General features: G+C 71.7%; 19 protein-coding genes. 10 read left to right on the plus strand and 9 right to left on the minus strand.

What is annotated here, in order from left to right:
- Position 1: 1 nt before the first annotated feature.
- From ACFVT5_RS41690 to ACFVT5_RS41715, 6 genes are all read right to left on the minus strand, one after another.
- Positions 2–643, minus strand: coding sequence for a DUF6084 family protein (locus ACFVT5_RS41690; RefSeq protein ID WP_389899362.1), 642 nt, complete (start codon positions 641–643; stop codon positions 2–4).
- Positions 640–1,290: a DUF5947 family protein gene (locus ACFVT5_RS41695; protein ID WP_389899364.1), complete on the minus strand. Its 651-nt coding sequence runs from the start codon at positions 1,288–1,290 to the stop codon at positions 640–642. Before ACFVT5_RS41695 ends, ACFVT5_RS41690 begins: the two co-directional genes overlap by 4 nt.
- The gene (locus ACFVT5_RS41700; RefSeq protein WP_389899365.1) at positions 1,287–2,228 is read right to left on the minus strand and encodes a NifU family protein; all 942 of its coding nucleotides are present in this window, start codon (positions 2,226–2,228) and stop codon (positions 1,287–1,289) included. The genes ACFVT5_RS41695 and ACFVT5_RS41700 overlap by 4 nt, the downstream gene beginning before the upstream one ends.
- Before the next feature lie 39 nt (positions 2,229–2,267).
- Positions 2,268–4,049, minus strand: coding sequence for a nickel-dependent hydrogenase large subunit (locus tag ACFVT5_RS41705; protein WP_389899367.1), 1,782 nt, complete (start codon positions 4,047–4,049; stop codon positions 2,268–2,270).
- Between the two features lie 71 nt (positions 4,050–4,120).
- On the minus strand, positions 4,121–5,203 hold the full coding sequence (locus ACFVT5_RS41710) for a hydrogenase expression protein HypE (RefSeq protein ID WP_389899368.1): 1,083 nt from the start codon (positions 5,201–5,203) through the stop codon (positions 4,121–4,123).
- 216 nt (positions 5,204–5,419) lie between these two features.
- Complete coding sequence (locus ACFVT5_RS41715; protein ID WP_389899369.1) at positions 5,420–6,448, minus strand: SMP-30/gluconolactonase/LRE family protein; 1,029 nt, start codon at positions 6,446–6,448, stop codon at positions 5,420–5,422.
- A gap of 156 nt (positions 6,449–6,604) precedes the next feature.
- On the opposite strand from ACFVT5_RS41715, the gene ACFVT5_RS41720 reads away from it, so the two are divergent.
- Together ACFVT5_RS41720 and ACFVT5_RS41725 are read left to right on the plus strand one after the other, a co-directional pair.
- Positions 6,605–7,564 carry an ArsR/SmtB family transcription factor gene (locus ACFVT5_RS41720; protein ID WP_389899370.1) on the plus strand — a complete coding sequence of 320 codons (960 nt, stop codon included), beginning with the start codon at positions 6,605–6,607 and terminating at the stop codon, positions 7,562–7,564.
- A gap of 170 nt (positions 7,565–7,734) precedes the next feature.
- The gene (locus ACFVT5_RS41725) at positions 7,735–8,442 is read left to right on the plus strand and encodes a LuxR C-terminal-related transcriptional regulator (protein ID WP_389899371.1); all 708 of its coding nucleotides are present in this window, start codon (positions 7,735–7,737) and stop codon (positions 8,440–8,442) included.
- Between the two features lie 235 nt (positions 8,443–8,677).
- Here ACFVT5_RS41725 and ACFVT5_RS41730 read toward each other — a convergent pair whose 3' ends face one another.
- Positions 8,678–11,398, minus strand: a complete 2,721-nt coding sequence (locus ACFVT5_RS41730; protein ID WP_389899372.1) for a LuxR C-terminal-related transcriptional regulator — start codon at positions 11,396–11,398, stop codon at positions 8,678–8,680.
- Positions 11,395–13,824, minus strand: coding sequence for a LuxR C-terminal-related transcriptional regulator (locus ACFVT5_RS41735; protein WP_389899373.1), 2,430 nt, complete (start codon positions 13,822–13,824; stop codon positions 11,395–11,397). Before ACFVT5_RS41735 ends, ACFVT5_RS41730 begins: the two co-directional genes overlap by 4 nt.
- A 285-nt stretch (positions 13,825–14,109) precedes the next feature.
- Here ACFVT5_RS41735 and ACFVT5_RS41740 point away from each other — a divergent pair, with 285 nt between their 5' ends.
- The 8 genes from ACFVT5_RS41740 (at position 14,110) to mca (ending at position 24,093) form a co-directional block, all read left to right on the plus strand.
- A complete protein-coding gene (locus ACFVT5_RS41740) occupies positions 14,110–16,902 on the plus strand; it encodes an AAA family ATPase (RefSeq protein WP_389899375.1) in 2,793 nt (930 codons plus the stop codon).
- A gap of 416 nt (positions 16,903–17,318) precedes the next feature.
- A complete protein-coding gene (locus ACFVT5_RS41745; protein WP_389899376.1) occupies positions 17,319–18,068 on the plus strand; it encodes a LuxR C-terminal-related transcriptional regulator in 750 nt (249 codons plus the stop codon).
- Positions 18,069–18,144: 76 nt separating this feature from the next.
- A complete protein-coding gene (locus tag ACFVT5_RS41750; RefSeq protein ID WP_389899377.1) occupies positions 18,145–18,843 on the plus strand; it encodes a response regulator in 699 nt (232 codons plus the stop codon).
- Complete coding sequence (locus ACFVT5_RS41755; protein ID WP_389899378.1) at positions 18,840–19,781, plus strand: sensor histidine kinase; 942 nt, start codon at positions 18,840–18,842, stop codon at positions 19,779–19,781. Before ACFVT5_RS41750 ends, ACFVT5_RS41755 begins: the two co-directional genes overlap by 4 nt.
- 343 nt (positions 19,782–20,124) lie before the next feature.
- Positions 20,125–21,258 carry a S8 family peptidase gene (locus ACFVT5_RS41760; protein WP_389899379.1) on the plus strand — a complete coding sequence of 378 codons (1,134 nt, stop codon included), beginning with the start codon at positions 20,125–20,127 and terminating at the stop codon, positions 21,256–21,258.
- Between the two features lie 52 nt (positions 21,259–21,310).
- On the plus strand, positions 21,311–22,333 hold the full coding sequence (locus ACFVT5_RS41765) for an ABC transporter ATP-binding protein (RefSeq protein WP_389899380.1): 1,023 nt from the start codon (positions 21,311–21,313) through the stop codon (positions 22,331–22,333).
- Positions 22,314–23,051: an ABC transporter permease gene (locus tag ACFVT5_RS41770; protein WP_389899381.1), complete on the plus strand. Its 738-nt coding sequence runs from the start codon at positions 22,314–22,316 to the stop codon at positions 23,049–23,051. The genes ACFVT5_RS41765 and ACFVT5_RS41770 overlap by 20 nt, the downstream gene beginning before the upstream one ends.
- A gap of 199 nt (positions 23,052–23,250) precedes the next feature.
- Entirely contained in the window at positions 23,251–24,093 is an 843-nt protein-coding gene (gene mca / locus ACFVT5_RS41775; RefSeq protein WP_389899385.1) for a mycothiol conjugate amidase Mca, read from the plus strand.
- A gap of 42 nt (positions 24,094–24,135) precedes the next feature.
- On the opposite strand, the gene ACFVT5_RS41780 is transcribed toward mca, so the two are convergent.
- On the minus strand, positions 24,136–25,308 hold the full coding sequence (locus ACFVT5_RS41780) for a M23 family metallopeptidase (RefSeq protein ID WP_389899382.1): 1,173 nt from the start codon (positions 25,306–25,308) through the stop codon (positions 24,136–24,138).
- Positions 25,309–25,851: the final 543 nt, after the last annotated feature.

A 25,851-nucleotide genomic window follows, 5' to 3' on the forward strand; every position in this document is an offset into this window, starting at 1 on the left:
CTCAGTCGCCGCCCTTCGCACCGGCGGTGGCGAGCAGTTCCTCGAAGACCCGCTCCCAGGACGGCAGGGCACGCTCGGAACGGTAGCTGCGCAGCGACTCCAGACAGTCCTGCCGGATCCGCAGCCAGCCCGTACCGGGGAAGTACTGCTCGATCATGCCCCGCCACACGTCCACCGGCATCAGATACTGGGTCTCCTTGTGCCAGGGGATGGGCTCGGCCCGGAAGCCACCCCGGCCGGTGAAAACCGTGCCGGAGAACAGCATCAACAGCGGGATCTCGCCTCGGGACAGGGCACGGAAGTACGACGCGGACGCGACCTCGGTGTCATAGGTGCACGGCACCGGCAGATCGACATGGGTGGTACCCGTGAATCCGGGGACCGTGATCGAGGAGTGCGCGAACTGGAGCGGCTTCAGCGTGCTGCTCCACCGGCTCGGCTCCCCGAACAGGTCGCCCAGCATGCCGACTTCCTCGGGCGCGTAGGGGCGGCGCGCGGGTTCGATACGGATCTGGCAGCGCAGCGCGATCGCGTGCACCTGCTGGTGGTCGGACTCCTCGATCCGCAGCCCGAACAGCAGCGTGGGTCCGGCGCCGAAGGGCTCGGGCCGTACGCCGGTGCAGGTGAAGTGGAGATCGGTCACGCGTTGCCTCCCGGGTCCGGTGCCGGGTCGGTGTCCGGAGCGAGGGGCCGCGCCGCCGTCTCGATCCGCCGGAAGAACTCGGCGAGATCCGCTCGGGCCTCGGCGCCACCGTCGAACCCTTTCCAGTGCAGCCGCATCCGGCCGACCAACTCGTAGCAGACGTCGACCGGAACGAGGGTGCAGGTCACCGGTGTTCCGCGCTCGTAGTGCAGCAGCAGTGCCTCCACATCGGGTTCGAGGATCCCGGTGAGCCGGGTGTGGCCGAGTACGGCGTCCCAGGTCTCCGGGTCGAGTTCGCTCTCGGTGGCGCCCGCCGGACTGGGGTAGAAGGCCGTGAGCCGGTCGAGCGCGGAATTGCGGAAGAAGAAGGCGAGCCCCACCGGGATCTGGAGCCGGTTCCAGTCGGACGCGTCGAGGGCGAATCCGGGATCGGTGAGGTAGCGGTCGGGGACCGCGCGGAAGCGGCCCTGCCCCGCACCGGGCCGGATGAAGAGCAGATGGCACGGCGGGCAGGCGCACTTGAGGGACCGGCGTGCGGTGTCCACGAGATGCCGGTGCTCGGACGGCAGCGGCTCCCCGCACAGCTCGCACCGCTCACCCGGAGGCGGCGGCCGGCGCGTGAACTGCTTGAGCACGTCCGCCGTCATGGCCGCGCCCCCAGCAACTCCCCGGGCAGCGCGACCCGTACCGCGCCGTCCTCCTCAAGCAGCGGTACGGGCTCCAGGTGTCCCCGGTCCCCGTGTCCCGCCCGCCGCACATCGAACTGTGCCGCGCACCGCGCGCACCGCAGCGACTCACCGTCGAGCACGGCGGCACCGAGACCTCCGCCGCAGGACGGGCAGCGGTCACGGTAGGCGTACAGGTTCCCGGGCAGCCGCACCAGCAGCAGCGGGTGCCCGCCCACCTCGGTGACATGGGTGGACCGGTCTCCGGCCGGCAGTGCGGGCGGGCTCACCGTGTGCCACTGGACGGGCCCGTCCGGCGCTTCCGGCCCACGCGACGCGTCCGACGCCTCCGGAGCGCCCGTTCCGCCCGGGGCGTCGTCCGGCCGGTGCGGCTGGATCTGCAACAGGGGCTGCTCCCGCGGGGTGTCCTCGGCGACGCCCTCGACGTCGATCCGTGCCACCTCGGGGGCGAGCCGGGCGACGGCCTCCTCGATGGTCCAGCGCACGGTCTGCGTGGACGAAGGACACCCGTCGCAACTCCCGCGCAGCCGCAGCCGCAGCGTCGGTCCCTCGGAGGCGTCCAGGTCGAGCCCGGCGACCTCGACATCACCCGCGTGCGAACCGAGGTACGGGCGCACCTTGTCGAGCGCCCGGCCCACCCGGGTCAGGGTGTCCTCGGGATGCAGGTCGTGCAGGATCAGCAGATCGCCGACGAGTTCGTCGGCGACGAGCACGGCGACCGGATCGGCGCCGGCCGGCGCGGCCTTGAGCAGCCGCACCGTCCTGGCCAGGCCCTCGCCGTAGAACTCCACGACGCTGCGCACGAGTTCGTCCGCCGTGTCGCGTGCTTCGGGCCCGGCCCGCCGCGCCAGTTCGTCGAGCAGTTCGGCGATGTGCTCGCCCGTCTCCTGTCCGGCCATCGGCACGCCTCTCGTGTGCGGGACCCCTCGGGCGAAGGATCAGCCGGCCAGTCCGCTCAACCCGGTCGGCAGATGGGTCTCTTCGACGGTCCGGCCGCCGCCGACGTACATGTGCACGCCGCACGGCAGACAGGGGTCGAAGCTGCGGACGGTCCGCATGATGTCGATGCCCTTGAAGTCGTCGGGCGGGTTCTCCTCGAAGATGGGCGTGTTCTGCACCGCGTCCTCGTACGGGCCCGGTGTGCCGTAGCTGTCGCGCACGCTGGCGTTCCACGGAGTCGGCGGATACGGGTGGTAGTTGGCGATCTTGCCGTCCCTGATCACCATGTGGTGCGAGAGCACACCCCGTACCGCCTCGGTGAAGCCGCAGCCGATCGACTCGTCGGGCACGTCGAACTTCTCCCAGGTCTGGGTCCGTCCGGCGCGCACCTCCTCCATCGCCTGCTCCGCGAAGTGCAGGGCGCAGGCCGCCGCGTACGCCTGGAAGTAGGTGCGGGCACGGTTGCGCTCGATGGCGTTGCTCCACGCCGGGATCTCCCACTCCAGCGTCATCTCCGGCTTGGTCATTGTGCGGGGCAGATTGATCCGGACACTGTGCCCGGTGGACTTGACGTAGCCGATGTCGACCAGGCCCGACAGCGCCGTGGACCACAGCCGGGCGATCGGTCCGCCGCCCGTGTCCAGGGCGAGGTGATCCGTCCCGTCGAACCAGCGCGGCGACATGACCCAGCTGTACTTGTCCTCGAAGTCGCGCTTCTGCGGGGCCGGGATCGTGTGCTGGTTCCACGGGTGCCGTTCGTCCACCGGGTTGCCCAGCGGGTCCCGTTCGACGAACTTCTCGCGGCCCGCCCAGTCCTCGTAGTACGAGGAGCCGAGCAGGATGCGGATGCCGAGGTTGATGTCGAGCAGGCTGTTGGTGAGCAGCTTGCCGTCCACGATGATGCCGGGGGTGACGAACATCTTGCGGCCCCAGTCGGCCATGTGCGCGTACTGGAAGTCGCAGTACTCCGGGTCGTTGAGGGCGCCCCAGCAGCCGAGCAGCACCCGGCGCTTGCCGACCTCCTCGTACCCGGGCAGTGCCTCGTAGAAGAAGTCGAAAAGGTCGTCGTGGAGCGGTACGACGCGCTTCATGAACTCCACATAGCGGGTCAGCCGCGTCAGATAGTCCGTGAAGAGCTGGATCGTCGCGACCGTGCCGACGCCTCCGGGGTAGAGCGTGGAGGGGTGCACATGGCGGCCCTCCATCAGACAGAACATCTCCCGTGTGTACCGGCTCACTTGCAGGGCCTCGCGGTAGAAGTCGCCCTCCAGCGGGTTGAGCGAGCGCATGATGTCGGCGATGGTGCGATAGCCGTGGTCACCGGCGTGCGGTGCCTCGGTGCGCTCGGCGAGTTCCAGGACACCGGGATTGGTCTCGCGGACCATCCGCTCGCAGTAGTCCACGCCGACCAGGTTCTCCTGGAAGATGTTGTGGTCGAACATGTACTCGGCGGCCTCGCCGAGGTTGATGATCCACTCGCCGAGGTGCGGGGGCGCCACTCCGTACGCCATGTTCTGCGTGTACACCGAGCAGGTCGCGTGGTTGTCGCCGCAGATGCCGCAGATCCGGCTGGTGATGAAGTGCGCGTCCCGGGGATCCTTGCCGCGCATGAACACGCTGTACCCGCGGAACACGGACGAGGTGCTGTAGCACTCCGCGACGCGTTTCGCGGCGAAGTCGATCTTCGTATGGATGCCGAGGCTGCCCACGATGCGGGTGATCGGGTCCCACGACATCTCCGTGAGACCGACGCTCGCCGGTTTGTCCGTCACCGTCGCCATGGTGCCGCGCCGCCTTCCTGTCGAGTGTGATCCTCAGCGGAGAACCGGAGTCACCCGCCGGGAGCCGCGGGTCACCACGGGGGCCGGTAGCCGGTCTTCAGCAGGTCGCCCTTGGTGCGCCACTTCGGTTCCTTCTCCACGGTCTTCTCGGTGTACTGCCGCAGCCGCCGTACGACGGAGCCGTACACACCGCTCGCCGCCGCCGAGACATGTCCGCCCGGCGGCTCGTCCATGAACGGCATGAACTTGTCGGGGAAGCCCGGCATCGTGCAGGCGATACAGATACCGCCCACATTGGGACAGCCGCCCACCCCGTTGATCCAGCCGCGCTTGGGGACGTTGCACTTGACGACCGGGCCCCAGCAGCCGAGTTTGACCAGACACTGCGGGGATCCGTACTCCTCGGCGAACTGTCCCTGCTCGTAGTACCCGGCACGGTCGCAGCCCTCATGGACCGTCGCGCCGAACAGCCACGTCGGACGCAGCTCCTCGTCCAGCGGGATCATGGGCGCCGCGCCCGCCGCCTGGTACAGCAGATACAGCAGGGTCTCCGAGGCGTTGTCGGGGTGCACCGGACAGCCCGGAATGCACACGATCGGGATGCCTGCCTTGGACTTCCACTCCCAGCCCAGATAGTCCGGCACACCCATCGCACCGGTCGGGTTGCCGGCCATGGCGTGGATGCCCCCGTAGGTCGCGCAGGTCCCGATGGCGACGACGGCCAGGGCCTTGGGGGTCAGCCGGTCCAGCCACTCACTGGTGGTGATCGGCTGGCCCGTCTCGGGGTCGTCGCCGAAGCCGCACCAGTAGCCCTCGGGCTTGACGCGCTCGTTCGGGATCGATCCCTCGACGACCAGCACGAACGGCTCCAACTCCCCGCGGTCGGCCTTGAAGAACCAGTCGACGAAGTTGTCGGCGCCCTGTACGGGCCCGCACTCGAAGTCGATCAAGGGCCAGTGCACGGCGACCTTCGGCAGACCCGGCAGCGCGCCCAGCGCCAGCTCCTCGATACTCGGCTGGGACGCGGCGGTGAGGGACACCGAGTCCCCGTCGCAGCTCAGCCCCGCGTTGATCCAGAGAATGTGTACGGTCGGCTCCTCCTGCGCGTCGTCCCGCGCGGCGGTGTCGGCCGTGGTGGCGGTCGGGGCGTCCATGAGCACTCCTAGAGACTCCTAGAGATCGGCTCGATCCAGGCATCACTGGACAAACAGCCTCTCTCCTGGATACCGCGCACCGGTCCTCGCGGGTAAGTGCGGGGTGGCCCTATTGCCGGGGTGCGGTACCGGTGTCCCTTGCTGGGTGCTGGGTGTGCGTGCGGAACCGGCCCGCGGAACCCCCGTTCCCCCGGGCCGGTGGTATCGAGGGCGCTGTCACCCGCAGGTGGGATCCGCGACGGCCGTCACGGTGTACGGGGGCTCACCGGGCGGATCATCGTTCTGGCTGTTGACCACGTACAGGCGGCAGTCGTGACGGGCCAGCGTGGTGGGCAGGTCAAAGCCCGCGTCGGTGATCCGGTGGGTCACCGTCCCGGTACGGAGGTCCGCGTCAAGATCCGCGATGTAGACGCCGAACGGGGCTCCGTAATTGATGACCGCGTACAGCGTGTGACCGCTCAGCACCATGCCGTCGGCGGCGAACGAGTCCGTGTCGAGAGCGAGCGGGACGACCTCCCGGGTGCCCGTGTCGACGCGCCAGACGGCCTCGGTGCCGTTGGAGGCGACCAGAAGCGTGCGGCCCGTCGGATCCGCCACGATTCCGTTGAGGAGCCAGTACCGCGCCGGGAACTGCGGAATGGACGGCCGCATGTCGAGCCATGGCCTGAGCGGTCCGACACGTCCGTGCCGGATCTCCGCGCGGTGCACGACCGGGTTGGCCCAGTCCGTGACATAGACGGCGTCGCGCGTGATCACCAGGTCGTTGAGGTCGGCGGGCCCGAGGGGACCGTCCTGCGCGGTCTGCCGGGTCAGCAGGCGTCCCGCACGGTCGTGCACGGTGAGTGTCGATCCGCCCACGGAGTAGATCCGGCCTCCGCGGTCCGTGTGGACGCCGAGCGTGCTGGTGCGCTGCTCCATGCCCTGTGCGGGGAAGGGCCGCAGGTGCCCGGTGCGGACCGAGCCCCGGTAGATCTGCCCGGTGCCGTCGGACGACACGTACATCGTGCCGTCCGGCTCGACCGTGATCCCCTCGGGGAGGGTGCCCGGGGCCGTGGACACGACGTAGGTGTCGGGCCATTCGCGGGCCTCGGCCCCGCCGCCCTGGAAGACAAGCAACAGGGCGACGGCCGCCCCGAGCCGCACGGCCCGGCATCCGTGGACGGCTGCCGCGTTCGCGATGTTCCGGTCGGGGACGCCTCCGGGGACTCTGCGGGCGGCGGCTCTGCGGAGTGGGGATACGGGCATCGTTCTCCTCCGGGGCGTGGCGGGACCCGGGCGCCGGCTGCGGTGCCGCGCCGGCACCCGGGACTTCGGTCCCGTGCAGCGTGCCTCGGCCTCCCGCGCGCTCACCTCCCCTTTCGGTTCTGGCCGAAAGGACCGCGTGACCCGGATAATCGGCGGGTGATCCGACTGCGCTTCACCGCCGCCGATCTGCGCCAGATCACCTTGGCGCCCGCACCCAACGCCCTGGGCGAGACCGCGCTGAGCGTGCGGCATCTGCTCGGCCGGCAGCGGCCGGGCCCGACCCGGCCGGGGCTCGACTCCTGGCGCCGGACCATGCGTACGGGACTGGCCGAGCGGGCGGGAATCCTGCACGAACTGGTCTCCGCCGGCGGCTATGTGCCCGACTTCCTCCTCCAGACGTCGGCCGATGACTTCGGCTCGGCGGTGGACCTCGCCGCGCTCACGCCGGACGCCGGGCTCGCCGGGGAACTCGCCGAACTGCACACGACGGTGACCACCGGACCGCGCGTCAGGGACCTCCTGGCGGGAGGCACGGACGCCCGCCGTGATCTGGCGCGGGATCTGCACCGCTACCACCGGACGGCCATGGCGCCCCTGTGGCCCCGGATCCGGGCCACCGGGGCCGCCGACCGCGCGCTGCGCGCCGAGACCCTGTTGCGCGGTGGGGTCGACGCCCTGCTCGCCACACTGGGACCGCGCTGGCAGTGGCAGCCGCCGGACCTGCTCATACCGGCGCCGCGGTCGTACAAGGTGGAGCTGTGCGGGCGCGGACTCCTGCTCGTGCCCTCGTACTTCGCGCGCTCCGCGCTGCTCATGTACCGGCCGACCGCGTCGACCGTGCTGGTCTACCCCATGCCCGACGCGGCAGGGCCCGGCCCTTCGGCTGATGTCCTGACCCCGCTCCTCGGACGCACTCGCGCCCGTGTCCTCGCGGGTCTGCGCCACCCCGCCGGCACGACGGCGCTCGCCGAACGCGTCGGTATCTCCCTCTCGACGGCCAGCGAACACACCGCTGTCCTGCGTGACGCGGGACTGGTGTCGACGACGCGGATCGGCAGCGCGGTCCTTCACGCGCTCACGCCACTCGGCACAGCGTTGCTGGGCAACCAGAAGTAGACGGCCGGAAGTAGACGGGTCGTACGCGTCCCTCTCATCCGTCCGGTGCCTGCCGCAAGGTCCTTGCACCGGCCACCGAGGCGACCGCCGAGAGCAACGCGGGAGTGGCCGAGAATGCTCTCCGCGGGGACATAATCGCAGTCGGTCGTTTCGACGAACGGGGGAGCCGCATGGACACGGGTTCGGTCAGAGTCGTGGTGGTGGCACGGGGCGAGGTGGCGCGCGCGGGACTCGCCGCCATGCTGGCGGAGGCCGACCATGTGCGGCAGTACTCGGTCCACGGTCCCGAGGAGTTCACGGCGGCGTCGCCAGAGGACGCCATCCAACTGCTCATCCTCTCCTGTGACGTACTGGTGCTGTGGTGCGTGAACGGCTTCGGGACGGGTGAGGACGCGTGGGCCGCCGAACTCGCGGCGGTCGTCAGCAGGAACGGGATCCGCGTACTGCTGGTCCTGCCCGGTGTGGAAAGCCGGCGGATCGCGGCCGACGGAGCCGTGTGCTGCGACGGCATCCTGGACCAGGACGCCCTGACCACCGAGGGGCTCGGCGACGCGCTGCACAGGATCTCCAACGGCGAGCGGCTGCTGCCGAAGCAGACCCCGCGCGCGGCATCGGCGCAGCGCCGGAGCGGGGACGCCGGGGCGCGGACCGGCTCGGCGATCGGGCTGCTCACCGAGCGCGAGAGACAGGTCCTTGAGCTGCTGGTCGGCGGGTTGAGCAACCGACAGATCGGCCAGGCGCTCGGGGTGTCCGAGCACGCCGCCAAGCGCACCGTGGCGCTCGTGCTGTCCAAACTGAACTGCCCCAACCGGACCTACGCCGTCGCGGTCGCCCTGCGCGAAGGGCTGGTGGGAACGGGGGAGCCGCTGCGCGGGTAAGCGCGGGCAAGAGCCGTTCAGGCGGGCCGACTTGGGGCTCGGTCGGGCGCGTACACCTGGGGGCCGATGGGGCACCCGTACACCTGATGACCGGTCGGGTGGCGGTCCTGCGTATGCCTCGTACGCCTGATGCCCGATCGGGCGTCGGCCGAACGCGCGGCGCACCACGTGGTGCCCGATCGGGCATCGGCCTTACGTGGGCCGCACACACGCGGTGCCCGGTCGGCGCGCGGCGCTACGCGTGCCCCAGCACGATGGCCAGGTCGGCCCGGCCGCTGATGCCCAAGGCCCGGTAGGTGTGCGTCAGCCGGAGTTCGACCGTACGCACGCTGACGGACAGTTCCTCGGAGATCTCCTTGTTCGACCGGCCATCGGCGGCGAGCAGCGCGACCCTGAGCTGGACCGGGCTCAGCCGCGCCCGACTCGTCCGGGGCAGCGCGGCGAACCGGGCGGCGACCTCCTCGGCACGCGGGACCGGCCGGTCACCGGCGGCCCGGCCCGCCGCGACCGCCTCGTCCAGGAGGTGCCGCCCCTCCGCCGACCGGCCGGCGTCGAGCAGGGCGGCGGCCAGCTCCGCCACGGCCCGCGTGTGCTGCCGGCGGGCGGCCGTACCGGCGAGCACGTGTACGGCGGTCCGCAGATGTCCCAGCGCCGTCGGGCCGTTGAGGGCGAGGCCCGTCCAGAGGTGGACCGCGCCGATCGCCGAGGGGGCGCTCCAGGCCCGCGCCGCCGCCAGGCTCTCGGCCAGGTCACGGGCGGCGGCCTGGGGGTTCGTGGGGGCCTGCGCCAGGCCGAGCAGCGGGCGCCAGGGCACGACGGCGGGGTTCGCGCAGCCCAGGGCCGGCAGGATCCGGCCGCACTCGCGCAAGTGGGCCGTGGCCTCGGGGATCCGCCCGGTGCGCAGGCCCAGGACGCCCCGGACGAACTGGAGTTGGGTCCGCCCGAGACTGTGCTCGTGCCGGTCCGGCGGAGCCCCCGACACCACGCACTCGGCGAGGTCGGGGTGCCCGCACTCCAGGGCGACCAGTGCCTCAAGGGCGGCCAGCCGTGGCAGCGTCCGGGGATGCCAGTGCCGCCGGGGCACCTCCGCGACCGCCTCGGCCAACCGGTCGGCTGCCTCGTCCGGTTCGCCGGTGCGCAGCGCGAGTTCGGCCAGGTTCAGCAGGGCCTGACCGATCGCCGGGCCCACTCCCCGGCGCCGGGCCTCGGCCTCGATCCGCCGGAGCCCGTCCCGCGCCAGGTCCATGTCCTCGGTGACCGTGAGCACCCGCGCCGCGACCAGGCGCGGGGTGAACAGCCCGGCCTCCGCCCGCGCGAGGACGGCGCCGGCGAGCCGACGCGCCCTGTCGATGCCCCGCCCGGCCAGACAGTGCCGCCAGGCGATGGCCGCGGCCTCGGCCGCTTCGCCCGGCGCGAGGAAACCGGCGGCCCCGGGACCGGACGCCGCGAGACCGGCCGCCCCGGGACCGGATGTCATGAGGTCGGATGCCATGAGGTCGGGTGTCACGGCGCCGGGTGCCGACGTGCCGATCTCCAGGGCCAGTTCGCGCAGGCCGAGCAGTGTGCGCCCCTCCGCCGGGGACATCGCGTCGCTCGCCGCCGCCGAGCCGAGGGCCGTCGCCACGTCGCTCCCGCCGCCGCGCAGGGTCAGCAGGTCGGCGGCGAGCAGCCGCGCCGCCGAGCGGTCCGGTGCGGTGGTCTCGGCCAGGACGCGGCGGAAGCCGCGGTCGGCGGCCTCGGGGCGGAGCGACGACTGCGCCATCGCCAGTTCGAGGAGGACGTCCGAACGCAGCCCGTCGGCCGCTCCGCGGTCCATCGCCTGTTCGAGGAACGCGACCGCGGCACCCTCCTCGCCGGACCGCCGGGCGTGCGCGCCCGCCGCGTACAGCGCCCCGGGCACCCAGGGTCCGGTCAGCCGGGTCCGCGCGACGAGTCGGCCGACGACCGGTTCCGGGAGCCCGTCGCGGCGCGCCAGGATTACGGCGCGTTCGTGGAGTTCGCGGCGCCGCCCGTCGTCCATGAGCCCGAGGACCCGCTCGGCCACCAGCGGGTCGTACAGCCGGGGACGTGAGCCCGGGGCGAGCAGCCCCGTACCGGCCGACTCCGCACGGGCCCGCTCGCGGTACGCCGGCGGGATGTCGGCCAGTTCGCAGACCTGGCCGAAGGAGAGGTCCCCGGCCGCCACGGCGCTCGCCCCGACCAGCGCGACCGTCTGCTCGGACGTCCGGGCCAGGGTGGTCCGGAGGTGGTGGCGGCCCACCTGGTCGGCGAGCGCCGCGAACGCGTCGGGCGTGGGTGCGGGAGCGGGCCACCGCCGGAGGGTGCCGCACAGGACCGCCGGGTTGCCGCCCGTCGCGGCGACGGCGGTCGCCACCAGTCGCCGCCCGACGTCCGCACCGTACGCGGCGACGAGCAGCACCCGTACGGCGTCGGCGCTCAGGGGGCGCAGGGCGAGTTCGTACCGGACGGAGCGGATCGAGCGGGCCGGGCGGGCGGAGGCGGTGGCTGCGGCGGTGGCGCCCAGGACCTCCGGACCGGCGCCCGCGACCACCCGCAGCAACGGCCGGCGCTCCGCCCAGTCGGAACAGTCGGAACGGTCCGAACGTTCCGAACGGTCGGAACCGGTGAGGGACGCCGACGGCTCCACCACGGGCGCCCCCCGGGCGTCATCGACGACGACCGCCAGGGGCGCGTCCCGGACCACGGGCGCCCCCTTCGCCAGGTCCAGCCGCGCGGGCACCGTGACGACGCGCAGTCCGGCCCGCCGGGCGAGCGCCGCGGCCTCGGCGAGCACGGCGCTGCGTCCGGTGCCCGGCCGTCCGTGCACGACGACGGTCGCCGACCCGCCGTCCGCGACCTCGCGCACCGCCCGCTCCACCAGGGCCAGTTCGCGCGACCGTTCCAGGAGCCCGCACGGCGGCCGTGCCGGTTCGGTGAATGAGGGCGGCGGGGTCAACGTGACTCGTCCGGCACATGCTCGACCGGGTGCGACCCGCGTGACGCGACCCGACTCGCGAGTTCGGTGCGGCCGGCGAGTCCGAGTTTCCGGTACACGCTCGTCAGGTGGTACTCGACGGTCCGCACGGTCAGACACAGGGCATCGGAGATGGCCTGGTTCGTCGCCCCGGCCGCTGCCATCTCCGCCACCCGGCGCTCGGCGTCGCTGAGCGCCGCCCGCGCGGGTCGGCCGCCGGCCGCCGCGAGGGCGGTGAGCGCCTGTTCGGCCACGACGGTCAGGCCGCCCTGTAGGGCCGTCGCCCGCGCCGCGTGCAGACGACCGCGCGCCGCCTTCTCGTCACCCAGCCTCAACAGCGCCGTGCCGAGGCGGAGTTCGGCGAGTGCGTGCGCGTACCGGTCGGAGCTGTCCGCGAGGACGCGTACGCTCTCGGCGAGCAGTTCGACGCGGTCAGCGCCGGTCGCCACCATGCCCCGGGCCAGCAGACTCAGCCCGGTACTGCGGGCCGTCGGCCACTGTTCGGCGAGCTGCCGGCCGAGTTCGGCACGTTCCGTCGCGGCGCTCACCCGGCCCAACTCCATGAGCAGGTACGTACTGTGCACCCACCAGGTCGTGAACACCGGGTTGCGCACACCGGCGGCTTCGAGGCTCGTGCCGCACCGCTCCACCAGCGCCAGGGCGCGTTCCGGCCGCCCATGGCCGTGCTCCACGAGGGCCCTGGCTGTCAGATGATGGTGGTACTCCCAGACGGAACCGTCCAGACGGGCGCCGTCGATCCGGCGCAGGACGTCCTCGGCGCGGTCGAGTTCGGCGCGGGCCACCAGCGCCAGGGCCAGGGCGATCGGCGCCAGTTGGGTCCGCCCGGCCCAGTCCTGTCCCGCGGCGAGACGGGACGCGGTCAGCGCGGCATCGGCGGCCTCGGACGCCTGGCCGGTTTCGAGCAGCAGCAGCGCCCGAGCCGCGCCGGCGTGGTACTCGGCCCACACCTCCTCGCGCCGCCCGCTGTCCGCGACCGCTCGGCGCAGCTGGTCGAGTGCGGTCGTGGTGTCGTCGGCCAGCGCGAGGACCCGGGCCGCGGCGACCCTGGCCCAGGAGTTGGCCGGCCGGTAGGACCGCAGGATGTGACGCGCGTCGACCACGGCGGCGTCGGGATCGGTGCCGGTGAGCGCGGTGCGCAGCGCGCGGGCCGCGACCATCAGATGCTCGGTCGCGTCGCCGCCGTGCACCGGTGACCCGCCGGTCGTGGCCGGCCGGGACCGGTCGGTCGGCAGCTCGTCCGGACGGTCCGGTCCCAGTTCGCGCAGCAACTCGCCCAGTGCGTCGGGTGTGTCGGGGCAGCGGTGCGTCATGAGGGCGGTGAGCCGGAGCGGGCCGGTGGCACGTGCCCGTAGCTGCGGGTCGCGCGCGGCGGACAGCGCGGCCTTGAGGTGTTCTCCGGCGGCCTTCGGGTCGATGTCGAGCAGCACGGTGGCGAGGTCTGTGCGGACGGCGGCGTCGTCGGGATCGGCCTCGTGGAGCCGGGTCAGATAGGACACCGCGGAGGCCGGACGGTCGCGGCGCGCTGCGGTGGCCGCCTCCTTGAGGATGGCTCGCATCCACGGGCGGTCCAGCGTGGACTGTCCGAGCAGCAGGTCGGCCACCTGACCGGCGGGCCGTGCCGCGTCGTTGAGGATCTCGGCGGCCTGCGCGCGCATCCGCTCGTCCCTGGCCTCGGGCAAGGTGTCAAGAAGCGTGTCCAGCGCTGTGTCCAGCGGCGCACCGCCCTGCGACGGTATCCGTCCCGGGACGAGCCCGAGATCCCGGGCGGATTCCAGGAGTTGGCCCGCCACTCCGGAGGGAAACCCGGCAAGGGCGCCGACGAGGTCGGCGTCGGTGCTGTCGAGGAGCGCCGCCGCCTGGGCGACCCGGAGCAGTCCGGGCTCGCGCCGGCGGAGGTCGTCGAGGCTTCCGGAGGCGGGCCGTGCGATGTCGGACGGCCAGAGGTCGGCGGTGTCGACGACCGAGCAGTAGTCGCGCGCGAGGAGCCCGTGGAAAGCCGCCGCGGCGACGGCCAGCAGGCCGCGCGACAGACTCAACAGTACGGTCAGCGGCTCACCGGCCGCGTCGCGCATCACCCGGTCGATACAGCGGAGTGTGCCGTCGTCGCACCACTGCGCGTCGCCGATGGCGAGGACCAGGGGGCCTCGCGTCAGCAGCCCGTCGACCAGTGCGCGGGCCGCTCGCGGTACCTCGTGCGCCGGGATCGGTTCGTCGTGGGGCGCGTTGAGCAGCAGTCGTAGCGCGGAGTGCTCGACTCCGGCCTCGTCGCGCCGGCAGGCGACGCGTCGGACGCTCGTCTCCCGCCCGCACTTGTCGCCGACATGGCGCACGATCGCGTCCACGGGGGAGTGGTGGGGGGAGCCGTGGTCGGGGGAGCCGAGCAGCACGACACAGCGTGCTTCGAAACGGTCGGCGGGAACCCGGCGGGCCGACGGGCCCGACTGCGCGGACCGGGCCGAGGTGCGGGGGGAGGTGGGGGAGGCGGATCGAGAAGCCGGACACGAGAGAGGGGGAGGCACGTGCTCTGATCGGCTCGCACTCATAATCATTACGATACGATAATTCGGTGTGCCTCGGTGGGGCGGCCAGGGAGCAGCGGAGGCGGCCGACCGGGACGAACTGTTATGGAACCCCCTGCGATTGCCCGGCCCCTTCCCTGAACGAAGGCCCCCGTGCTACTCCGTGACCGGACACACCAGCTCCCCGCGATCCGTACCGCCATGGACCGCGCACAGGACGGCGAGACCGTGCTCGTGGCGGTCACCGGCGCGCCGGGCATGGGCCGTTCGACGTTCCTCGACACCCTCGCGGAACAAGCCGCGAAGGACGGCTTCGTCGTACGACGGGCCCGTGGCAGCCGCCTGGAACAAGGCGTCCCCCTCGGCGTCCCCGGCCAACTCCTCCCGCACGCAGGACTCGACGCCGACGTACCGGCCAGGACCGACCTCGCCGCCGCGGTACGGCGGGCCGCGGTCGTCGGCGCGGTGCGCACGGCCGGACAGGCGGGCGCCGCCGCGCCGGTGGCGCTCCTCGCCGACGATCTGCAATGGGCCGACGACGCGTCCCTGACCTGGCTGGCCCGGCTGCTCGCCGATCCGCGACCCGCCCCGCTGCTCCTGGTGGTCGCGGTGTGCGAGGGGGAGGCGACCGCCGAACGGCCGGGCGTACAGGACCTCTTGTCGGCCGCGGACCAGGTGGTACGGACGGGCCCGCTCGGCGAGGCGGAGGTCGGCGCCCTCCTGGAGGAGCGCGGCATCCTCCTGGCCGATGGACCGATCCGCGCCTGGACCCGCGCGACGGGCGGAAACCCGGCCCTGATCACCTCCCTGCTCGACCGCGTGCCCACCCCGCACCGCCACGCCCCCGGGGGACTCCTCGACCTCGCCCGCACCCGTCCCGCGCCCTGGAAACTGCGGGCCCGGGTGGCCGCGGCGCTGACCGGCCACCCGAATCCCGTCCGGCGGCTCGCCCACTGCGTCGCCCTCGTCGGCGCGGTGGCCGAGACACAGGTCCTCGCCCGCCTCGCGGAGCTGGACCCGGCCGAGGAGACCGCGGCGGCCCGCACGCTGCTCCGGCTCGGCTGGACGGCCGACCGCTGGACGCCGCCCGTGCTCTGGGACTGTGTACGGGAGATCGCCGAGGACGCCCTCTCCCTCGCCGACCGCACCCGACTCCACCGCCGCGCCGCCGAGTTGCTGCACGAGAGCGGCGCCCCGGCCGAGCTGATCGTCCCGCACCTCCTGGAGATCGGCCCCGGCGAGTGGACCGAGGCCGCGCCGGTGCTGCGCGAGGCGGCGTGCGAGGCGTGGCGCCGCCGGGACTCCGCCCTCGCGATCCGCTGTCTGCGCCGGGCCCTGCGCGAGTTCCCGCCCGACAGCCCGCAGCGCGGCGACTTCCTGGCCGCCCTCGCCGACGCGGAACAGGACGCCGACACCTCCGCCATGCTGCGCCACGTCATCCAGGCGCTCCCCCTGCTGAGTTCGGCCGGGGAACGGGCCGCGGTAGTGGCCTGTATCCCGCTCACGCTGTTCCTCTCCGCCCGGCAGGCGGCGTCCGACGTGCTCGACCACATCGGGGCGCTCTCGCCGCCGCCGGCCGGCGACCCCGCCGCCGTGGACCTCACACTGCGTCTGGAGGCCCGCGTACGGCTGTTCGGGCTCAGCGCCCCGGACGCCCCGGACGCCGCCGTCGAGCGGCTGCGCGCCCTGGACCCCGGACCCGGGCCCGGTAGCGCGGCGGAACGCGAACTCGTGTCGGTCCTCACCTTCGCCGGCGCGCTCGGCGGACGGCTGCCCGCCGCCGAAGTCGCCTCGCTGGTACACCGGTTACTGGAGCACGAACCGGCCTCGGCCACCTCCGCGTACGCCGCGCCCGCGCTGATGATCGCCTGCGCGGCGACGGCGTCCATGGACGACGAACCCGTACGCAGCTGGCTGGACATGGCGCTCGGCACGGCGCGGCAACGCGGTGACGAACGCCTTGAGACCCATGCGCTGGGCTGGCGGGCGCTGATCGCCCTGCACGCGGGCCGGCTCGCGGACGCCTGGTCGGACGCGCTGGACCTCTGCGCGACGGCCCGCGACCCGCTGCGGGACGACGACTGGCCGGCCGTGCTCGCCCTGACATCCGTGGCGGTGGAAACGGGCGACCCCTGGCTGGCCGACCGGCTGCGGGTCCTGTTGTGCGAAGAGCGCGAGACCGGGATGCCGGTACGCGACCTCGCCCTGCGGGTGCTGCGGATCCCGCACACCCCGGAACCCGAACTGGCCGCCCTGGTGGCCGACTTGCTGGACGCCGCCGACCGCGCCGAGTCGGCCGGCTGGCGCAACCGTGCGCTGTTCCCGGTGGACCTGTGGTGTGTGCCGCTGCTGCAACGCCTCGGCGAACCCGAGGTCGCGCTCGGACTCCTCGCCCGTGCCTGCGACCGGGCCCGGGGGTTCGGCTCGCCGACGGTGTACGGCCGGATCCTGCGCATCTGGGGCACCGCCCTGCGGGGCCGCTACGCGCTGTCCCTGCTCGCCGAGTCCGTCGCCGTGCTCAGGGAGGGCACCAACACACTGGAGCTGGGCAGGTCGTTGACGGCGTACGGGAACCGGCTGCGCGCCGCCGGGCGTCCCGGCTGCACCGAACTCCTCGCCGAGGCCGACCGGATCGCCGACACGACGGGCGAGTCGCTGCTGCGCTGCTGGACCGGCCCGCATCGCGGGGAGCCGCGCGGAGCCGACCTGCTGGGCGGCGGTCAACTCAGCCACACCGAGCGCCGGGTCGCCGCACTGGTCGCCCTCGGTCACACCAACCAGGACGCCGCTGAGGCGCTGGGCGTCACCCGGCGGGCGGTGGAGAAGATCCTGACCAGGCTGTACCAGCGACTGGGCGTCGAGGGCCGGGCCGGGCTGATTCCGGTGGTGCGCCGGATGGCCGGGAAGGCCGCTTTCCGCTCAGGACTGCTCGCTGGAAACCTGTGAACTCGGGCGCGGTGCCGGGGGCTTCGGCTTCGGTGGCCGATCGGTGCACCGAACGGGCTACTGACTGGTAACTCAGCAGGTCGTGCGGACCAACGGGATGTCTGTGGGGCATTTTCGGGGTTCTGCGGTTAACTTCCGGCCTGTACGCGATGCACGGCCGACCCCGTCGCGTCACTTGATGTGAAGCACCGGTCTTTACCGCACCGCACGCTCCGAACCGCACGTCGGCGACCACAGTCTTTCGGGCCGGCACCGGACCCCATTGCCTGTCGGTGTACCGCCTCATTAGGCTGCTCGACGGCCAAGCCGAGAAACTCAGGAAACAACGGGGGTTGGGCTACATGGTCGATGCCAAGATCGGTGCGGAAGGCAAGATGCGGCAAGCAGCCACGGGAGGCACTTTCGTTTCCGGAAACATGCTACGTCCCCTTCCCGAATTAGACGACATAGATTCAGCTTTTTTCGAGACGGACATCCGCAGCGGCGAATACCGCGATGTCTTCCTCTCACTGTTCGAACGCTCCGGAATCGGTCTCGCCACCCTCGACCCGGCCCTGCGCGTACGGTCCGTCAACAGCGTCCTGAGCACCCAGTGCGGCAGCCGCCCCGAGGAGATCCGCTACCGCGACTTCGCGGAGTTCCTGCACCCGAGCGTGCGGCAGCACGTCCTGCGTCAGTTCGGCCGACTCCTCCAGGGGCACCAGGCACGCCTGGTCAGCCGCTCCGTCGCCATGTGCTTCCACCGCACCACGGTCTCCGGCAAGCTCACCGCGCTCCCGGTGGAGGACGACGGCCACATCGCCTTGATCATGGTGCAGTTCACGCCCGAGGAGACCGCCGACGACCAACAGGCCCTCGTCGGCGCACAGTGGCAGCTCGCGCCCCTCAGCGCGAAGGTCCTGGAAGGCGTGGCGGCCGGCAACCCGACCGTACGCCTCGCCGCCAAGCTGTTCCTCAGCCGCCAGGGCATCGAGTACCACGTCAGCATGCTGCTACGGCAGTTCAAGGTGCCCAACCGCACCGCGCTCGCGGCGAAGGCGTACTCGATGGGCATGTTCAGCATCGGCTCCTGGCCGCCGAGGATCCTCCCCGACTACATCCGCCCCGATCACCAGGGCGCGGAACCCACGCGGGGTGACACCCGAGCGGAATCCCGGCGACCCTAGATGCTGATCCACCCGCTCGTTAGAGTGACCGACTGCTGGGCCGGGACCAGTGGGCCGTGACTACTGCGGGGGCGATGTGAAAGTACTCGTGGTCGAGGACAACGAACCGGTATCGGCGGCCCTCCAGGCGGCATTGGCCCAACAGGGCCTGGAAGCCGTGTGCGCGAACACCGGCAAGGCCGCGCTCGACCTCCTGGAGCGGACCCGTCCCGATGTCGTCCTGCTCGACCTCGGGCTCCCCGACTGCGACGGCTTCACGCTGTGCGGCACGATACGGGCGAGCAGTTCCGTACCGATCCTGGTGACCACCGCGCGCGGGGACCACGCCTCGTGCGTGCGAGGGCTCGACCTGGGCGCGGACGACTACCTGGTCAAGCCCTACAACCTGGCCGAACTCCTGGCCCGGGTCAGAGCGGTGATGCGCCGCCGCCGGCCCGCCGAACCGGCACCCATCGGCGAACCGCCGGGCGATCTCCTCCTGGCGGGACCGGTGCGGATCGACCTGAAGGAGCGGGCCGTCCTGGTCAACGGCGTCCCGACGGAACTGCCGGACGAGGAGTTCGGCATCCTGGTCGCGCTGGCCCGGCGGCCCGGCGAGACACTGCCCGTCGACCGGATCGTCGACGAGGTCCTGCGCACCCACCGCGCCACGCTCAAGGCGTCGCTCCAGCGCGACATCGCGTCGCTGCGCGAACGCCGGGGTCTGTCCTCACTTCTGGAGGCCGTCGAAGGAAAGGGCTATCGACTGTCCGTCCCGGGCCCGCGCGACCGATGACCTTCTGGCAGCCGTTCGAGATCACCTGTCTGTGCCTCCTGATCGCGGTCCTCCTGCTCGGGGCGGTCCGCGACAGACGCCGCCGGTGTCACCTGCGCGAGGTGGAGCGGGCGATACGACGGCTCGGCGACGGTGACCTGTCGAGTCGGGTCCCGCCGCTGCCCCGGGCGACCGCCGACGTACGCCGACTGGCCGGCGCGTACGACGACATGGCAGCGTCCCTGCACGCGTGCGTGGAGCGGCAGTCGGCGTTCGTGGTGGACGCATCGCACCAACTGCGCAATCCACTCACCGTGTTGAGCCTGCGGATGGAGATGCTCTCCCTGAGCCTGGAGGGCGCGGGGCGCGCGGAGGTGGAGCTGATGCGCGAGGAGATGAACCGGCTCGACCTCGTGCTCGGCCGACTCCTGAACCTCGCCTCGGCCTGCGGGGCGCTCACCGTGGAGGCCAGTTCCGTCCGTGCGCTGGACCTGGTGATGAACCGGGTCATGGCCTGGCGACCGCAGGCCGAACGCCGGTCGGTCTCGATCGATGTGGTGGCCGATTCCCGGGCCGTGGGCCAGGCCGACGCGACACTGGTCGGCTCCGTCCTGGACACCCTGCTGGACAACGCGATCAAGTTCAGTCCGCGGGGCGGGCACGTCACCGTACGCCTCCGGGAGGACGGCTCCCTGACTCTCGTCGAGGTCGTGGACGAGGGCCCCGGGCTCGCCCCGGCCGACTTCGCGCACATCGGCCGCCGGTTCTGGCGGAGTTCCACCGCGCGCGACGAGCCCGGCACGGGACTCGGCCTGAGCATCGCCCGCGAGATGGTGGACGTCGTCGGCGGACGGCTGACGTTCAGCGCCGTCGAACCGCACGGCCTGTGCGTGGGGCTCCAGTTGCCCCGGCCCGACGCACGCCCGACGCGGCGCCCGGTGTTCTGCGCGCCGCGGTGACGGCACCGGACTCGGGCTGACGGCACCGGGCTGGGGCCGACGGCACCGGGCTCCCGGCAACCCGGGCGCCGAAATTCTGGGAATTCTTGTAGTGCCGAGCGATATCGGCAGCGGATTCGCGCCGCGCCCGGGACCGTGGTCGGCGAAGCCGCGCTTCGGCCCCGGGGACCGACGGAAACAAGCCACGGAGGCTTGTCCCGCCGTTCACCGCCGGGCCGCCTGGTGCACCTTCACACAGGCGACACCGAGCATTTCATCGCGAGGAGGAATTGTGCGACCAGTCCGGTCCATCAATGGCCGTAGAAAAGCCGTCACCGCTTTGGCCGTGGGCATTCTGCTCAGCGTGGGCACAACGGCCGCTCCGGGCCACGCACAGGACCTCGGAACCGATGCCGATACCGCACTCAATTCCACCGACGCCGCCCTTGCCCGTGCGGGACAAGGGAACTATCTGGTCGTTCTCGAAGAAGGGGCGCACACCGACATCGCCGCCGACTACGGCGTGCGAGTCCTTGAGCGATACGACCACGCCCTGAACGGGATGCTGGTCGAGGGCAGCGAGGCGCAGGCGAAGCGACTGGCCGCCGATCCCTCCGTGCGCGCCGTGGAGCGCAACACCCCCGTACACCGGGCGACTTCCCACAGGACGACCCAGCGGGGCCCGCTCTCCTGCGGTCTCGACCGGCTCGACCAGCGCAGGCTTCCGCTCGACGGCTCCTACACCTACCCGGCACGCGCCGCGTCCGGAGTAGACGTCTACGTGATCGACACCGGGATCGACTACAGCCATCCCGACCTGCGGCCCCGCGCCACCCTCGGTTTCGACGCCTTCGGCGGCGACGGCAGCGACCAGCACGGCAACGGCACCCTCATGGCCGGTATCGTCGGCGGCACCAAGTACGGCGTGGCCAAAAAGGCCAAGCTGATATCGGTGAAGGTGCTCGACGCGCAGGGCGGCGGCACGCTCGCCGGGGTCGTGGCAGGGGTCGACTGGATCACCGCGCACGCCAAACGCCCGTCCGTCGCCAACTTCGTCATCGGGTCCCCCGTCAGCGAGGTACTGGACGAAGCCGTACGCAACTCCATCGCCGCCGGGGTCACCTACGCGATATCGGCGGGCGCCAGCACCGACGACGTCGCCAACTCCTCGCCGGCGCACGTGAGCGAGGGCATCACCGTCGGATCCTCCGACTGCGCCGACCAGGTCGCCGGGTTCAGCAACTACGGCCGGGGACTGGACCTCTACGCCCCCGGCGTGGACATCACATCCGACTGGCCGGGCGGCGGCACGGGCTCCGACTCCGGCACCTCGGTCTCGGCGGCGCATGTCTCCGGAGTGGCCGCGCTCTACCTCGGCGAGCACCCGAGGGCCACCCCGAGCACGGTGGGCAAGGCCCTGGACCGGTCCGCCGTCGCGGGCGCACTCACCGGCGTACCGACCGACACGCCCAACAAGCTTGTCCAGGTGGTCCGGTGAGTCACCGCAGGACCAGCAACCCCCACTCTCCGCCAAGGCAACGGGTGACGAATTGCTGATCACCGAAGATCTCGTGAAGTGCTACCGGGGCGGCACCCGCGCCAACGACGGCATCACCCTGCACGTCAAGGCCGGTGAGGTGGTCGGCCTCCTGGGGCACAACGGCGCCGGAAAGACCACACTCATCAACCAGGTGGCCGGACTCGCGCTCCCGACGTCCGGCACGATCCGGGTCGACGGCTGCGACCCGGTCGCCGAACCCGCCCGGGTACGCCGGATGGTGTCGGTGATGCCGCAGGCCCACGCGCCGCTGGCCGGTGTGACGCCCCAGCAGGCGATCCGGACGATGGCCCGGATCCGCGGCATGAACAAGCAGACCGCCGCGACCCGGACCCGGGAACTCATCGACGCGCTGGACCTCGGCGAGTGGACCGACACGACCGGGGAACGTCTCTCCGGCGGCGTCCGCAGGCTCACCGCGTTCGGCATGGCCGCGGCCGAGCCCGGACGGGTCGTCATGCTCGACGAACCGACCAACGACGTGGACCCCGTCCGCCGGAGACTGCTGTGGGAGCAGATCCGCGCACTCGCCGACCGGGGCTGCGCCGTTCTGCTCGTCACCCACAACGTGATCGAGGCCGAACGGAGCGTGGACCGCATCGTCGTGATGGGCTCCGGCAAGGTCCTCGCGGAGGGCACGGCGGCACAGCTCCGCTCCCGGGCGGTCGGTGAACTCAGGCTGGAACTGACGGCGGCGACCCCCGACAGCCTCCCGGACCTGCCCGCCGACCTTCCCGTCGCGGGACCGCCGCTGCGCAGCTCCCGGCGCGTGGTGGTGCCCCTCGAATCCGACGCGGCATCGGCGGCGCTCGCCTGGGCTCAACAGCTACGCGCGGCGGGGGACATCGACGAGTTCGCGCTGCTGCCGGTCGGCCTGGAAGACGTCTATCTCCACCTGGTCGGCGGCGAGAGCGATGTCGGCACAGCGGAAGCCCTCGGCACAGCGGAAGCCCTCGGCACGGCGCAAGCCCTCGACACCGGAAAGGAGGAGCAAGGTGAGCCACTGGTTTCGTAGCTACGGCCTGCTGCTGGGCTGGACCGCGCTGCGCAGCCGCGCGACCTTGCCCCTGAACCTCATCATCCAGACCTGCCTCGCGGTGGGCATCATCGTCGGTTTCGCGTACCTCATACCCGAGATGGACGACGCCACCGCGCTCTACTTCGCGACCGGCGCCCCGGTCCTGGGACTCATCACCGTCGGCATGGTGATCGGCCCTCAGGAGGTCGCTTCCTCGAAGCAGGAGGGCATCTTCGACTTCAACCGCTCACTGCCGGTGCCCAGAAGCGCCCTCATCGCGTCGGACGCCACCGTCGCGCTGATCACCGCGCTGCCGGGCATGCTGGCCGCGCTCGTGGTCGCCGGTCTGCGCTTCGATCTGACCCTGCACATCAGCCCGTTGGTCGTCCCCGCGATCCTCCTGACGGCGTTCACCGCCATCGGTCTCGGGTACGGGATCGGCTACGGGATGGCACCGCCGGCCGCCCGCATGATGTCGCAACTGGTCGTCTTCGTGGCGCTGATGTTCTCCCCGATCACCTTCCCGGCGTCCCGGCTGCCCGACTGGTTCGAGTCCGTGCACCGGGTGCTTCCGTTCCAGTACATGGCCGAGTCGGTCCGGGACACCCTCAACACCCCGCCGGACGGCGTCTCCGGCCTCCCCTTCGCCGTCCTGGCAGCCTGGTCCCTCGTCGGGTTCCTCATCACCTACCGGATGATGTCCCGAAGGCCCTGAGCCTTCCTCAGGGGCGAGCGGACCCCGAGGCGACGCTCCTGGCCGACCCCCTCAGCCAGGAGCGTCGCCGCGTCCGCGACACTCACCCGCCTTCCCTTGGCCGGATCCGAACGCATGAAGAAGCGAGGGTTTCCTCATGTCCTCTTCCCTTCTGCCCGAGGCCGCAGGGCCGGGCGCGGTGGGACGGCGACCGCGGTTGATGGCCGTGCACGCCCACCCGGACGACGAGTCGAGCAAAGGCGCGGCCACCCTGGCGAAGTACGTGGCCGAGGGTGTGGACGTACTGGTCGCGACCTGTACGGGCGGTGAACGGGGGACCGTACTCAACCCCCGGCTCCAGGGCGACGCCTATGTCGAGAAGAACATCCGCGAGGTGCGCCGTAAGGAGATGGACGAGGCCCGAGCGATCCTCGGCGTCGAGCAGGCATGGCTCGGCTTCGTCGACTCGGGCCTCCCCGAGGGCGACCCACTGCCCCCGCTGCCCGACGGCTGCTTCGCGCTCCAGGACGTCGGTACGGCGGCCGAGCCGCTGGTGAGACTGATCCGCGCGTTCCGCCCCCAGGTGATGATCACCTACGACGAGAACGGCGGCTACCCGCATCCCGACCACATCATGACCCACCGGATCTCCATGGCCGCCTTCGACGCCGCGGGCGACCCCGAACGGTATCCGCGGTCCGGACCCGTCTGGCAGCCGCAGAAGATCTACTACAACCAGGGCTTCAACCCCCGGCGCACCCGCGCACTCCACGACGGGCTCCTCGCCCGCGGCCTGCGGTCGCTCTGCGCCGACTGGCTCGCCAAGATGGCACCGTTCGAGCATCGGGAACGGGCCCTGACCACCTTCGTGACCTGCGGCGACTTCTTCGAGATCCGCGACAAGGCGCTGGCCGCACACGCCTCTCAGATCGACCCCGACGCCGGCTGGTTCCACGTACCACTGGACATCCAGAAGGAGTGCTGGCCGACGGAGGAGTACGAGCTGGCGAAGTCGTTGGTCGACACGTCCTTCCCGGAGGACGACCTTTTCGCGGGTCTGTGACCGCCCGCGATGGCGGTCGCGTGCTCATGGAGTGGTGCGGGCTCACGGACGCGCGACGGGCAGCGGCTCCACGACCGCTTCCTCCTGCGGCACCGTACGCTCCCTGATCCGCGCCTTGTCCGGGCCGGAAGGCCATTCGCGGAAGCGCCGGAACAGCATCGGCACACCCCGGGCGACCGAGATGTCCGCGCTGTCCATGGCCTGGATGTGCACATGCGGCTGGGTCGAGTTGCCCGAGTTGCCGCAGTCCCCGATGTGCTCGCCCTCGGTCACCTTCTGGCCGACGGACACTCGCACGGAACCGGCCTTGAAGTGCGCCAGCGCGACGTACGGGCCCTTCTCCGACAGCGAGATGATCACGTGGTTCCCCGCGATGGCGTTCACGCCCTGGCGTAGCCGTGCCCCCTGGCCCAACGTGTAGGGCACCAGGGCGAGTTGTGATCGCCGTGCGTCGTGATCGGACTCCTCGTCGTGGACCGCGACGACCGTGCCGTCGATGGGCGCCAGGATCGGCAGACCGAACGCCCGGAAGAGCTGCGGCGGTTCGGTGGCGAAGAAGGTCCGCCAACTGCGGCTGCGGGCCGTCCGGTGCTCATCGTCCACGGCGATGAAGTCGATGGCGTAGCGACCGCCGAGCAGATTGGTGCCATGGCTCGGGACCCGGCGGGCCGGGCTGTTCCTGGCCCGCCACAGTCCGGTGAAGGGGAACGCGACCTCGACCCCCTGCTCGCCCGGACGTTGCGAGGGTGACCCGCCGGCCCTGCTGAGGGCGGCGGTTCCCGCGGCGAGGACGGTGGCGCCGATCGCGACGACGCGCGCGACGAAGAGCCGGCGTGAGGCGTCGGCACTCTGCGCTACCCCGTGCGCGTCACCGGGGCCGCCCGAAGACCGGGCGGCCCGGTGGGCGAGGGTGCGGCGGAGCAGGGGGCGGGCGAGTTCGCCCAGGAGCAGCGCGAGCGTGAGGAACATCAGCAAGGGCAGCCAGGTGGCGGCCGTCCAGGAGGAGAAACGGAGGGCTTCGTAGGGCAGTTCGGCGGGTCCTGCCGTCAGGACGAGCGCCGTGGCCGCCACGAGCAGCCACACCAGCACCGTGCCGACGCGTCGCCACGGGCCGCCGTCGCGGGAGGCGTCCTTGACCAGTCGCCGGAACACATACCAGTGGGCGGTGGCCAGCACGGCCAGGATCAGGGCGGCGTTCAGAAGCAGGAGGGCCATGTCGGTGAGATCCCGTCCGTAGGGGGTGCCGCGCGGAGTGCTCGGAGGCCAGTGCTCGCAAGTATGGCTGCCCAGCCGGCCTCGTCAACGAGCGACGGAACACCTCGGCGGGTTTCAAAAGAATGGGCGATTTCCTAGTCCTGCGGGTGCCGGCTCAAGGTCACTCAAGCGGCGCGCGATGATTCCACGAGTCTTTTTGCAGGTCAAAGCGGGGTTGACGGTCCGGGAAAAGCCAGCGTTCGCTCAACGGGGGCGCTGACACAAGCTGTTGACAGTCCCTGACGGGGTGCATGAGCATACCGAGCGAAGTCGAAGGTGTGAACGAGCGCGACCCCTCGATGGGAGGGGCACGCAAGAGATACCCGCTCGTTGTGAGTTGCAGATGGCCTGTTCTTGTCCGGGGGACTTGATATGCGAAGTCGGGTCGAAGTCGAAGTCGTGTGCCAGGGTCCTGTGCGCCCTCCTGTCCCCACCGTCCCGGTCGGCCTCCATGCGGCCTTCCGCCCAGGTCGGAGCCATCCCCCCGGGGATGCGGCGACCCGG

Origin of the sequence: Streptomyces sp. NPDC058001 (assembly GCF_042886315.1) — a bacterium.
Taxonomy (GTDB): Bacteria; Actinomycetota; Actinomycetes; order Streptomycetales; family Streptomycetaceae; genus Streptomyces.

Bases quoted from the DNA above. Each gene is read 5' to 3' on its own strand.
- ACFVT5_RS41695 (WP_389899364.1), bottom strand. From the start codon at position 1,290: ATGACGGCGGACGTGCTCAAGCAGTTCACGCGCCGGCCGCCGCCTCCG.
- ACFVT5_RS41700 (WP_389899365.1), bottom strand. From the start codon at position 2,228: ATGGCCGGACAGGAGACGGGCGAGCACATCGCCGAACTGCTCGACGAA.
- ACFVT5_RS41705 (WP_389899367.1), bottom strand. From the start codon at position 4,049: ATGGCGACGGTGACGGACAAACCGGCGAGCGTCGGTCTCACGGAGATG.
- ACFVT5_RS41710 (WP_389899368.1), bottom strand. From the start codon at position 5,203: ATGGACGCCCCGACCGCCACCACGGCCGACACCGCCGCGCGGGACGAC.
- ACFVT5_RS41715 (WP_389899369.1), bottom strand. From the start codon at position 6,448: ATGCCCGTATCCCCACTCCGCAGAGCCGCCGCCCGCAGAGTCCCCGGA.
- ACFVT5_RS41725 (WP_389899371.1), top strand. From the start codon at position 7,735: ATGGACACGGGTTCGGTCAGAGTCGTGGTGGTGGCACGGGGCGAGGTG.
- ACFVT5_RS41745 (WP_389899376.1), top strand. From the start codon at position 17,319: ATGCTACGTCCCCTTCCCGAATTAGACGACATAGATTCAGCTTTTTTC.
- ACFVT5_RS41755 (WP_389899378.1), top strand. From the start codon at position 18,840: ATGACCTTCTGGCAGCCGTTCGAGATCACCTGTCTGTGCCTCCTGATC.
- mca (WP_389899385.1), top strand. From the start codon at position 23,251: ATGGCCGTGCACGCCCACCCGGACGACGAGTCGAGCAAAGGCGCGGCC.
- ACFVT5_RS41780 (WP_389899382.1), bottom strand. From the start codon at position 25,308: ATGGCCCTCCTGCTTCTGAACGCCGCCCTGATCCTGGCCGTGCTGGCC.